Annotated in this window: 8 protein-coding genes and 1 pseudogene; 2 read left to right on the forward strand and 7 right to left on the reverse strand. The window is 70.4% G+C overall.

Annotation, left to right across the window (positions count from 1 at the left end; translation table 11 throughout):
• The 5 genes from ABWK99_RS10555 to ABWK99_RS10575 all read right to left on the reverse strand — a co-directional run.
• A partial coding sequence (locus ABWK99_RS10555) for an FAD-dependent oxidoreductase (RefSeq protein WP_372594663.1) occupies window positions 1–792 on the reverse strand: 792 nt, incomplete at its 3' end.
• A 14-nt stretch (window positions 793–806) separates the two neighbouring features.
• The gene (locus ABWK99_RS10560; RefSeq protein ID WP_372594664.1) at window positions 807–3,542 is read right to left on the reverse strand and encodes an FAD-dependent oxidoreductase; all 2,736 of its coding nucleotides are present in this window, start codon (window positions 3,540–3,542) and stop codon (window positions 807–809) included.
• Between the two features lie 49 nt (window positions 3,543–3,591).
• Complete coding sequence (locus ABWK99_RS10565) at window positions 3,592–4,071, reverse strand: DsrE/DsrF/DrsH-like family protein (protein ID WP_372594665.1); 480 nt, start codon at window positions 4,069–4,071, stop codon at window positions 3,592–3,594.
• Between the two features lie 36 nt (window positions 4,072–4,107).
• Entirely contained in the window at window positions 4,108–4,536 is a 429-nt protein-coding gene (locus tag ABWK99_RS10570) for a hydrogenase iron-sulfur subunit (RefSeq protein ID WP_372594666.1), read from the reverse strand.
• Window positions 4,537–4,543: 7 nt separating this feature from the next.
• A complete protein-coding gene (locus ABWK99_RS10575) occupies window positions 4,544–4,804 on the reverse strand; it encodes a sulfurtransferase TusA family protein (protein WP_372594667.1) in 261 nt (86 codons plus the stop codon).
• A gap of 793 nt (window positions 4,805–5,597) precedes the next feature.
• Between ABWK99_RS10575 and ABWK99_RS10580 the strand changes: the two genes are divergently transcribed.
• Window positions 5,598–6,629, forward strand: a complete 1,032-nt coding sequence (locus ABWK99_RS10580; protein WP_372594668.1) for a Gfo/Idh/MocA family protein — start codon at window positions 5,598–5,600, stop codon at window positions 6,627–6,629.
• A 52-nt stretch (window positions 6,630–6,681) separates the two neighbouring features.
• Complete coding sequence (locus tag ABWK99_RS10585) at window positions 6,682–7,689, forward strand: aldo/keto reductase family protein (RefSeq protein ID WP_372594669.1); 1,008 nt, start codon at window positions 6,682–6,684, stop codon at window positions 7,687–7,689.
• 9 nt (window positions 7,690–7,698) lie between these two features.
• Here ABWK99_RS10585 and ABWK99_RS10590 read toward each other — a convergent pair whose 3' ends face one another.
• The gene (locus tag ABWK99_RS10590; RefSeq protein WP_372594670.1) at window positions 7,699–8,127 is read right to left on the reverse strand and encodes an OsmC family protein; all 429 of its coding nucleotides are present in this window, start codon (window positions 8,125–8,127) and stop codon (window positions 7,699–7,701) included.
• Window positions 8,124–8,493, reverse strand: a pseudogene (locus tag ABWK99_RS10595) (hypothetical protein); the annotation flags it as partial. The gene ABWK99_RS10590 and the pseudogene ABWK99_RS10595, both read right to left, overlap by 4 nt.

Here is an 8,493-nt window from a genome sequence, read left to right on the forward strand (position 1 = left end):
CTCCTCCGTCGTCTGCGTCCGGAGCCGGACCTTCGCCGTGTAGTTGCCGAACGAGCCGGTCTTGCCGACCAGCTCGGCACTGGTGAGCACGGTGATCGTCGGGCGGGCCGCGATCTGCGCGAGCAGCTCGGCGATCTGCTCCCGTCCGCTGCGATCGTGCGGGAACATCGGACCGAGCCGGGCGAGCCGACCACCGAGCTCGGCCTCGCGCTCCACGAGCGTCACCGCGATGCCGATGTCCGCCAGGCCGATCGCGGCGCGCAGTCCGGCGACCCCGCCACCGACGACCATCGTGGCCGGGACGGTCTCGATCCGGAGCGGCTCGAGGGGGGTCGAGAGCCGGGTCTTGGCGACCCCGGCCTGCACGAGTCCGATCGCCTTCGCCGTCGCTCCCGCGCGATCGTCGGTGTGCGCCCAGGAGTCCTGCTCGCGGATGTTGACCTGCGTGTACGCGTAGGGGTTGAGGTCCGCCCTGGTGGACACCCCGCGGAAGGTCACCTGGTGCAGCTTGGGCGAGCAGCTCGCCACGACGAGTCCGTCGAGCTGCTTGCCACGGATGTCGTCGATCATCTCGTGCTGGGTGCCGTCGGCACAGGCGAACATCGTCGTCTCGGCGACGACCACGTCGGGCTCGGCGCGCAGGGCGTCGCGCACCTGGGCGACGTCGACGTAGTCCGAGATGTTCCCCCCGCAGTGGCAGATGTACACCCCGATCCGCCGCTCCCGACCGGCCTCGGGGACCTCGTCGCTCGTCGTGCCGGCGACCGGTACGGGGATCGGGTCGTTGCTCACCGTCGGCTCCTCGCTCATGCCGGGACCCCGGCGCTCACCTTGGCGTGCTCGAGATGAGCGGCGACCTGGGCCACCGCCGCGCCCGCGTGCACGATCGTGTCGACGATGTCCTTGGCCCCCGAGGCCGTGCCGGCGACGAACACGCCGGGGATGTCGGTCCGGCCGGGGTCGAGGTCCTCGCTCGGCTCCGCGACGTAGAAGTGCTCGTCCATCGCGAGCTGCTCCCCGGTGAAGAGCCGCTCGACGTCCCGGTTCGGCTGGATGCCGACCGCGAGGACGACGAGGTCGTACTCGGCCTCGACGATCGCCCCGGTCCCCTCGGTGTCCTCGTAGCGCAGGACCAGGTCACCGTTCTCCTTCTCGGTGATCCCCGAGACCCGGCCGCGGATGTACTGCGCGCCCATGTCCTTGGCCTGCTCGTAGAACTCGTCGTACCGCTTCCCCGAGGCACGCATGTCCATGTAGTGCATCGTCACGTCCGCGAGCGGGAGCGCTCCCATGATCAGCTGGTTCTGCTTGATCGAGTACATGCAGCAGACCTTCGAGCACAGCGGGTTGCCGACCTGCTTGTCCCGCGAGCCCGTGCACGAGATGTAGGCGATCCGCTCGGGCACCTTGCCGTCCCCCGGCCGCAGCACGGTGTTGTACGGCCGGGTCGGTGCGAGCAGCCGGTCCATCTGCATCCCGGTGATGACGTTGGGGAAGCGGCCCCAGCCGTACTCGGGCTTCGCGTCGGCGGCGAAGAGCTTGTAGCCGGTCGAGACCACCACGGCACCGACCTCCACCGTGGAGACCGTCTCCTTCTGGTCCATCCGGATCGCGTCGGCAGGGCAGACCCGCACGCACTCCTGGCACTCGGAGCACACCCCGCAGTCCAGGCAGCTGCCCGCCCCTGCGCGCGCCTGCTCGGGGGTGAGCGCCGCCTCGATCTCGTGGAAGTCCCGCGGGTGCGGCACGAGGTCGACCTCTCCCTTGATGGGGTTGCGGTGCCCGTAGGCCGTCTGCCGGGACAGGACCCGGTCCTGGTCGATCGTGTCGATCCTGTCGTCCAGGGCGGTGAAGCCGTTCAGCGGCCTCCCGGTGACCCAGCGGTCGACCATGTGGGCGACGCGCCGCCCGGCACCGATGGCCCGCGTGATGTCGGTGGCACCCATCGTCACGTCCCCCGCGGCGAACAGGTACGGGAGCTCGGTCTGCAGGGTCTGCGGGTCGACGGCGATCCGTCGGCCCTTGCCGATCCCGACCAGGTGCTCGTAGAGCGTGGAGTCGGGGCTCATGCCGATCGTGGAGATCACCATGTCGCAGTCGAGCGTCGTCTCGGCTCCCGGCACCGGCTCGGGGCTGCGCCGGCCCGAGGAGTCGGGCTCGCCGAGCCGCATCGTCTGGAGCCGGATGCCGCTCACCCGCCCGTCGCTCGCGAGGACCTCGATCGGGGTGACCAGGAAGTCGAAGACCGCGCCCTCCGCCTCGGCGTCGTCCGCCTCCACGTGATGGGCGGGCATCTCGGCCCTGGTCCGCCGATAGACCACCCGCGCCTGCGCCGCGCCGAGCCGCAGGCTCACCCGGGCCGCGTCCATGGCCACGTTCCCGCCCCCGACGATGACCACCCGCTTCCCGGCCAGGTCGGGGGCCGTGTCGTTGGCGACGGCGGCGAGGAAGTCCAGGCCGGTGACCGAGCCGGCGACGTCCTCGTTCGGGACGGCCATCGCCGTCGCCTCCTGGGTACCGGTCGCCACGACGACGGCGTCGTAGCCACCGGACTCCTTCAGCGCCTCGAGGTCGGTGATCCTCGCGTCGCACTCGATCTCCACCCCGATCGACGTGAGGTTGGCGATGTCGGCGTCCACGACCTCGTGCGGCAGCCGGTAGGCGGGGATGGCGTGCCGGAGGTAGCCCCCAGGAGCCGAGCGCTTCTCGAAGATCGTGACCTGGTAGCCCTGTCGGGCGAGCTGCCATGCTGCCGTCAGCCCCGCGGGACCGGAGCCCACCACGGCGACCCGGTGACCGTTCTGCGGTGCGATCTCGACCACCGGCCCCGCCGGGACCTCACCCGCGGTGGCGTAGTGCTGGTCAGCGGCGAACCTCTTGATGAGGCGGATCGGCACGGTACCCTCGAGCTTGGCGCGCGAGCAGTCGGACTCGCAGGGGGCGTAGCAGGCCCGGCCGAGGGTCCCGACGAGCGGGGTGGCGTCCAGGACGAGCTGGAAGGCCTCCTCGTCCTTCCCGCTGCGCACGAGGGAGACGTAGCCGTGCGCCTTGATGCCGGCGGGGCAGGCCCCGATGCACGGCGAGGTCCCCTCGCGCGTCAGCACCGCCTTCTTCGGCACCGCCTGGGGGAACGGGATGTAGGCGGCGCGGCGAGCGACGAGGTCGGAGTTGAACTCGTCGGGGACGGCGACCGTGCACGCCGTCTGGCAGTCGCTGCAACCGGTGCAGGCCGACCAGTCGACGAATGTCGGCTTCTCCTTGACCTCCGCGCGGAATCGGCCCGACGCGTCGCGCGTGATCCCGGTCACCTCGGAGTAGGTCTTCGTGGTGATGTTCGGGTGGTTGATCGTCGAGGACATCTTCGGGCCGGAGATGCAGCTCGCGCAGTCGAGGGTCGGGAAGACCTTGGACAGCAGGATCATCCGTCCCCCGACGCTCGCCTCCTTCTCGACGAGCAGCACCTTGTAGCCCATGTCCCCGAGCTTGATCGACGACTCCATGCCGCCGATCCCGCTGCCGATCACCAGGACGTCGTAGTCCATCTGTGGCTCCGCTCCTGTCAGGCCGGATCCGCAGGGACCCGGCCGCGTCCTAGATGAAGAGGTTGACGTTCGCCTCGTCGGCGTCGCCCAGGTAGCTCGCGACCCCGGCGTACTCGAGCCCGTCGATCAGCTCCTCGGCCCGCAGGCCCATGACGTCCATCGACATCGTGCAGGCGATCATCTTCACGCCCTGCTCGCGCGCGGTGTCGATGAGCTCCTCCAGCGGCATGATCTTCTGCTGACGCATGACGCGGCGCATCATCTTCGCGCCGGCGCCGGCGAAGTTCATGTGGGACAACGTCAGCTTTCCGGGACCGCGGGGCATCATCGCCGCAAAGGCCTTCTGCACGGGGGACTTCCCGGTCGTGGCGACCTTGTCCGGACGCCTCAGGGCGTTGAGGCCCCAGAAGGTGAAGAACATCGTCACCTCATCGTCCATCGCTGCCGCACCGTTGGCGATGATGAAGGCCGCGACGACTTTGTCGAAGTCGCCGCTGAATACGATGATGGTCTTCTTGGTGGTGTCCACCGTGGGGTCCCTTTCCTGTCCGTGCCGAGGTGCCGGTCAGCCGACCGGCACCTGCCGAGAGCCGAGCCGGTTCAGGGCATCGGCGAACTCCCGCATGTACTTGGCGAACGGCTCGGCACACACCGAGCAGACGGCCGCCATCTTGAGCCGGTTGGGCTCGAGGCCCTTGTCCTTCATGAGCTCCTGCGCCTGGGCGGCGATCCGCGAGGTGCGCTCGGCGCAGTCCGGGAGGAAGGCGCACTCCTCGCCGTCGGAGGCGATGAAGACCCCGTCCTGACCGGACTCGAGGGCGTGCACGATCCAGGCAGGCTTGATCCCGCTGCTGCACGGCATCGCGAGGACCGAGACCGTCGCGGGGTAGTGCAGGTGCCGGCTCCCGGCGAGGTCGATGCCCGGGTCGGAGATGTTGTTCGTGGAGAACACCAGGATCCGCGGCTCAGGCCCGTCGTCCTCGGTGCGACTCATCAGGACGTCACTTCATCTTCTTGAGGAAGAGGCGGAGGAAGCCGCCGTCCTCGTAGCTGCCCAGGTAGTCGTGGCCCATCTTCTTCGACCAGGCGGGGAGGTCCTTCAGGGTGCCGGAGTCCGTGGCGAGGACCTCCATCACACCGCCGACCGGCACCGAGCCGATGGCCTTCTTCGCCGCGAGGATCGGACCGGGGCACGAGGTCCCCCTCGCGTCGACGACCTGGGTGTCGGTGATCGCCTTGAGCTCTTCGATGGCAACCGTCATGGTGCGACCTCCTGAACGGGGCGCAGCGACCTGCGCCGAGGTGGGGTGTGCCCGCTGCATGCCGGGGAACCCGGGGACGGGGTCTCCGGCTCGGCCCTTCGCTGGACTCTGGTGCATCGGCACAGGCCAACACTCCACCCGGGACCGCGGGTCCGGAACGGGCCCGAGGTCCTACCCCGGGGGGTATGCGTTGCCCAATGCACCACGTTTTTATTCCCGATCCAGAATTGCCTCCTGCGCCATGCCGGATGATCCGGTCGGCGCCGTGCCTATTCGGAAGAAAAACGTCCGCGACCGTGAATCACGAATGCACGCACGGTGCACGCCGGTGGAATGCAAAATGGCATGGCACGGTCGTCGCCGTGCATTCTTCGGGACGCGCGGTGGGACGCGGACCGCGCACCTGCTGTCGCGCTCGACGTCGAGGAGGGCAGCGGGATCCGGGACGACCCACCGGAGACGACATCGCGTGCCCCTGCCCGCTCCCCCGTTTGCCCTTCCCGGGGAGCCTGAACCGCGACCGGCCTGTTGGTCGCCGTCAGGGACTGCCACCCGCCCCGCCTCGGTGCCTGTGACGTCGGGCCCGCTGGCGGATCGGGACGCACCGTGCGACGGGATGTCGTCCGTCGACACGTGCGTGAGATCCAGGACGCCGTCGAAGCGTCGTCCACCCACTGTATCGACCTGCGGTCGGAATCCTTGAGCGAATATCCCCCGCTCGCCCCTATCCGCGCAGGCCCTCTCGCTCGGCACCCGCGACGCACGGGGCCGCGCGCAGGTGCACAGTAGGCACATGGCACCCGAGTTCCGACCGCCCGTCCCCCTGCGCCGCCCCAGCGCCGAGACCCCCGTGAAGGTGGCCGTCGTCGGCGCGGGCGGCTGGGGAGAGCAGCACGCCCGCGTCTTCGCCGATCGCCCCGACACGACGCTGTGCGCCCTCGTCGGCCGCGACCCCGGCCGCACCGCCGCCCGCGCCGAGTCGTACCTGACCCGTGCCTACACGGATCTCGACCGGATGCTCGACACCGAGCAGCCGGACCTGGTGACCGTGAGCCTGCCGAACGAGGAGCACTTCGGGACGACCCTGCACCTCATCGAGCGTGGCGTCCCCCTGATGGTCGAGAAGCCGCTGGTATTCGACCTCCAGGAGGCCGACACCCTGCTGGCCGAGGCTGCGCGACGCGAGCTGTTCTTCGCCATCGACCTCAACCACCGTTATGCCGAGCCCGTGCAGCGGCTGCACCGGGCGATCGAGGCAGGAGAGCTCGGAGAGCTCGTCTTCGCCACCTGGCGCTTCGGCGGGGAGGCCAACCTCGGCACCTCCCGCCACGCCAACCTCATCGAGACCCAGGTGCACGGCCTCGACATGCTCGAGCACCTGTGCGGACCGATCGCCTCGGTCATGGCCCAGACCTTCGAGCGCACGCATCCCGGCGTCGTCACGACGCTGGCCGTGGCCCTGGAGTTCGCGAACGGTGCCGTCGGCACCCTCCTGGGCACCTACGACTCCTCGTACGCCTACCCGGGCACCCACCACCTCGAGGTCAACGGGACCCTCGGCCGAGGAGTCGTGCTCGACACGGTGCGCAGCCTCGAGCTGTCCGTCGCAGGGGACGACACGACCCGCCTCTGGCGCGCCGGCTACTTCGACGACGAGGCGAGGAGCTTCCACGCGACCCTCGACCGGTACGTCGACGCGATGCTCCACGCCTTCCGCGCAGGCGACGAGCCGCCGGTCCCCGCCACGGCAGGCCGACGGGCGCTCGCTGTCGCCCACGCGATCATCCGCTCGGCCGAGGAGGGCGTCCGGGTGCGCACCGACTGACCCTCGGCGCGGCATGACGCGCTCGCCGCGCGATCCACGGTTGGATGGGTGGATGGACTACCGACACCTGGGAAGCAGCGGACTCAAGGTCTCCGAGATCACCTACGGCAACTGGCTGACGCATGGGTCGCAGGTCGAGAACGAGACCGCGACCCGGTGCGTGCACGCCGCTCTCGACGCGGGGATCACCACCTTCGACACCGCTGACGTGTACGCGAACACCGCCGCGGAGACCGTCCTGGGCGAGGCGCTGGACGGGCTGCGCCGCGAGTCGCTGGAGATCCTCACGAAGGTCTACTGGCCGGTCGGCCCGCAGGGGCCGAACGACCGCGGGCTCTCCCGCAAGCACATCCTGGAGGGGATCGACGGCTCGCTCTCCCGACTGCGGACCGACTACGTCGACCTGTACCAGGCGCACCGCTACGACCACGACACACCGCTCGAGGAGACGATGCAGGCGTTCGCCGACGTCGTGCGCGCGGGCAAGGCCCTGTACATCGGCGTCAGCGAGTGGACGGCGGAGCAGATCCGCGCGGGCCAGGAGCTCGCCTCAGGGCTCGGCTTCCGGCTCGTGTCGAACCAGCCGCAGTACTCGATGCTGTGGCGCGTCATCGAGGAGGAGGTCGTCCCGACCTCGCGCGAGCTCGGGCTCTCCCAGATCGTGTGGTCGCCGGTGGCCCAGGGCGTCCTGACGGGCAAGTACCCGCCGGGCGGCGCGCTCCCGGCGGGATCACGGGCGACCGACGAGAAGGGCGGCGCCCGGATGATCTCGCGCTGGATGCGCGACGACGTCCTGGAGCGCGTGCAGGCCCTCGCGCCGATCGCCGGCGAGCTCGGGCTGAGCATGGCTCAGCTCGCGGTGGCCTGGGTGCTGCAGAACCCGAACGTGGCGAGCGCGATCATCGGCGCCTCGCGGCCCGAGCAGGTCGGCGAGAACGTCGCCGCGTCCGGCGTCGATCTCCCGGCCGAGGTGATGGCGAGGATCGACGCCGCGCTCGGCGAGGTCGTCGAGCGCGATCCGGCACGCACGGCGGAGAGCTCTCCTCCGACGACGCGCTGACCGAGCGGATCAGTCGAGCTCCGCCAGCCGCATCGCGATCGGGCTGGCGGCCTCGACGGTCCGCGAGACGGTGCAGGAGCGGTCGTGGGAGATCTGGAGGGCTCGAGGGAGCACGGCGCGCGCGGCGTCGCCTGCCTCGCCCTCGGGGAACCGCACGTCGAAGGTCACCGCGAGCTCGCGGAGGATCGACCCCTCTGGCTCCTTGACCTTCTCGGCGTCGACCCGCGCGACGAACCGCGTGGGCTCGGCGCGCCTCGAGGTGACGACCTCGATGTCGACGGCGGCACAGCCGGCGATCGCGACCATCAGCAGCTCGACGGGGCTGAAGTCGGACTCGTCCTGGGTGCCGAAGCGCAGCTCTCCGCCCCGCACGTTGCGGGCCAGGTAGCCGCCGTCCCCGATGCGTTCGATCTCGACGTCGCGATGCGTGTCACTCATCGGGGCATCGTCGCACGGTCGGCCACCGCCGAGCGCGGCAACGGGCAGGAACCGTCGTTCTCGAGCCGCCGCACCAGCGCCCAGCCGAGCAGGACGACGCCGCCGGCCGCCAGGAACGGCTGCACGGGGGCGAACCACTGCAGTGCTCCCGCGTAGCCCAGGGCGAGGAGCGCGAGCTTGTTGCAGACCGGGCACCCGACGGCGAGGAAGGTGAGCAACCCGCCGACCATCCCCGCACGGCCCTGGGTCACCCCGTCGGGATCCGCCGGTGCCTCCCCCGGCCCGAGCTCGGCCGGCTCGACCGCCGGGGCCTGCCGGACGTAGGTGGCCACGAGCAGCCCCGACAGCGCCGCCGTCACCAGGAGC

The sequence above is a fragment of the Actinotalea sp. genome (genome assembly GCF_041597215.1).
In the GTDB taxonomy this organism is placed as follows: domain Bacteria; phylum Actinomycetota; class Actinomycetes; order Actinomycetales; family Cellulomonadaceae; genus Actinotalea.